An 859-nucleotide genomic window follows, 5' to 3' on the forward strand; every position below is an offset into this window, starting at 1 on the left:
GACAGTGAAAATGTGATTTTTTACGCCAGTGGTAAACATTATAACTACCATGTACCGACTAAAACACTCACTGAGCGACCAATTATTTACTCTAATGGCTTGTTTTTATTGCCAGATGGTAAAACCTTTTTAGCTGATAAAAAAAATAAATACTGGTTACATGACTTTAATGGCGATGTGATTAAGAAGGTTGATTTAGGCTTTAACACTCAATTTACTATGACGTATTTAAAAGTATCCCCTTTCGGCGATTATATTTATTTTGTATCGGAGGGGCTTGGGCCAGCGCAAAATTACTGGATTAATTTATCAGATCCGAGTAAGCGCATTATACTACCAAGGAAAGCAGGGACGTTTTTTTTCTCAGATAAAAAAAATAAGGTATTTTCGAAATACCTAAAAAAGACTAAAAAGCCAATTGGTACTGGTGGTTTTTTTTATGATGTGTACCTTGAGGAATATAACCTTATTACAAAAGAAAAAAAGTCCATACTAATTAAAGAGACCAACATTTGGGGTATGGGCAGTATACGTATTTTAGATGTGTTTAATATCAAGGATGAACAATGACAGAGCAATTGAATACAGGGCAATCTAGTTTTCCTAAAGCGTATTTACTCACGGGCTACGTTAATCGGGGGAAGCCAATCAGTAAGCTCACTCTGTTGTTTAATCGTGTGGTGGTGGCTGATAGTAATGAAGCGATACCAATACTATTAAGCAGTGATGAAGGCGCGGTGCTTGAGGCTGTTGATGACAAGCAGTTAACAACACGGACACCGTTTCATGCCCAAAAAACTACCCCGTTCATGCTTCGCATTGCTGCCTCTACGACCAATTTACACCGTACAATCAAGGA

Annotated in this window: 1 protein-coding gene and 1 pseudogene; both read left to right on the forward strand. The window is 37.5% G+C overall.

Going from position 1 to position 859, the window contains the following annotated elements; genetic code table 11:
* Nucleotides 1–570, forward strand: a pseudogene (locus tag H5232_RS23465) (hypothetical protein); the annotation flags it as partial.
* A partial coding sequence (locus H5232_RS23470) for a hypothetical protein (protein WP_182719749.1) occupies nucleotides 567–859 on the forward strand: 293 nt, incomplete at its 3' end. The pseudogene H5232_RS23465 and the gene H5232_RS23470, both read left to right, overlap by 4 nt.

Source organism: Pseudoalteromonas sp. SG41-5 (assembly GCF_014164495.1).
GTDB lineage: Bacteria > Pseudomonadota > Gammaproteobacteria > Enterobacterales > Alteromonadaceae > Pseudoalteromonas > Pseudoalteromonas rhizosphaerae.